Genomic DNA, 1,648 nt, shown 5'->3' with positions numbered 1-1,648 from the left:
GTGATTCAGCGAGGATTTCACGTGCTTTGTTGGTGATAGTTTTATTTTCTCGTTCAGCAATGATTTGAAGTTTATCTTTGAGATCATCTTCAATTCTAAAGCTCACCGTTGTTGTTTTTTTGCTCTCTGCCATTAATTCCCCTTTTTTCTCGTTGTCTAAAAACGTTGACGTACAAGGCTCTAAGGTGTGTTACCTATGCGTTTTTAATTGGTTTGTTAAAAATATCTCCAAATACAAAATTACAGGCACGAGGGCGACGATACACAAACGGGGACAAAATGGGGACATTTTTACCGTTTATTACCGTCGCGTACTCAGGGGGCTTTCCCCTGATACCCCGAAGCCTCTACGAGTCTTTTTCTGACGCGCTGCGCTTGTCCAACGATTCACAGACAGATAAAAATTTTATCTGCCCGTTCACCGTTTATGAGTCAAACGGGAAGATAATTATTTTGAAGGTTAAGGGGTAATTTTTGTGGCTAATAAAATAATGTTAAAAACGAAGCCAAACGGCACAGAAACCGTTCTAAACTTTCAGGGTAGATTTGGGTGTTTGATAGGGTGATCGTGTCTTAAAATCGTTTTGAGGGGCTTTAATGCGGATGAATGGGCGGTTTTAGTAAACTAACTCGCCCGTTTAACATAAAAGGGATTGTATGAATCAATTTTAGCTAGAGTTTAAGGTTGTTCAAATTAATGTACAATGATTGCACTGTATAAATAACCAGGTGTAGCATGTATGGAAAAGCACTTTATCAATGAAAAGTTTTCACGAGATCAATTTACGGGGAATAGAGTTAAAAATATTGCCTTTTCAAATTGTGATTTTTCAGGGGTTGATTTAACTGATACTGAATTTGTTGATTGTAGTTTTTACGACAGGAATAGCTTGGAAGGGTGTGATTTTAATAGAGCCAAACTAAAAAACGCTAGCTTTAAAAGCTGCGATTTATCAATGAGTAATTTTAAAAACATTAGCGCCTTAGGTCTTGAAATTAGTGAGTGTTTAGCTCAAGGAGCTGATTTTCGAGGGGCTAATTTTATGAATATGATAACTACAAGGTCATGGTTTTGTAGTGCTTATATAACCAAGACAAATCTTAGTTACGCTAATTTTTCTAGAGTCATATTAGAAAAGTGCGAACTGTGGGAAAATCGCTGGAATGGCACTGTGATAACTGGCGCCGTGTTTCGTGGCTCCGATCTTTCTTGTGGGGAGTTTTCATCGTTTGATTGGTCTTTGGCTGATTTTACTGGTTGTGATTTAACGGGTGGGGCGCTTGGCGAGCTTGATGCAAGGCGAATTAATTTAGATGGAGTGAAGTTGGATGGAGAGCAGGCGCTTCAGCTTGTTGAGAGTTTAGGTGTTATTGTTCACCGATAAAATCTAGGTAAAAAACGCCTAATGCCCCAATGTGGTACTAATCAAAACGGAGCGAAGCGACATCTTCATCTTGTCTTTGCTTTTCTCCATGATCAGTTATTGGGTCATGGTCTCTTAGCTCGTTAATCTGGCTAAGTCTGGTTAGGTTGGGCTTCTTTCGACGGTGCAATCCAAGAAATCCCTAGTCCGTTGATTGGTGCTCTTATCAGGTACGCACTGTAATCTTTCGATACCGCAGCGTGATTCGGAGGCAGAGCCGGAAT

1 protein-coding gene is annotated in these 1,648 nt (G+C 39.8%); it reads left to right on the top strand.

Annotated elements, in window-relative coordinates; translation table 11 throughout:
* Positions 1-740 precede the first annotated feature (740 nt).
* Complete coding sequence (locus FTV43_RS15365) at positions 741-1,385, top strand: quinolone resistance pentapeptide repeat protein QnrD1 (RefSeq protein WP_012634451.1); 645 nt, start codon at positions 741-743, stop codon at positions 1,383-1,385.
* Positions 1,386-1,648 lie beyond the last annotated feature (263 nt).

Source organism: Acinetobacter sp. YH16053 (assembly GCF_013417035.1).
Classification (GTDB): domain Bacteria; phylum Pseudomonadota; class Gammaproteobacteria; order Pseudomonadales; family Moraxellaceae; genus Acinetobacter; species Acinetobacter towneri.
This window is presented reverse-complemented; position numbering and strand designations above follow the sequence as displayed.

What these genes read in the sequence shown, in the direction of transcription:
- FTV43_RS15365 (WP_012634451.1), top strand. Translation starts at nt 741, where the DNA reads ATGGAAAAGCACTTTATCAATGAAAAGTTTTCACGAGATCAATTTACG.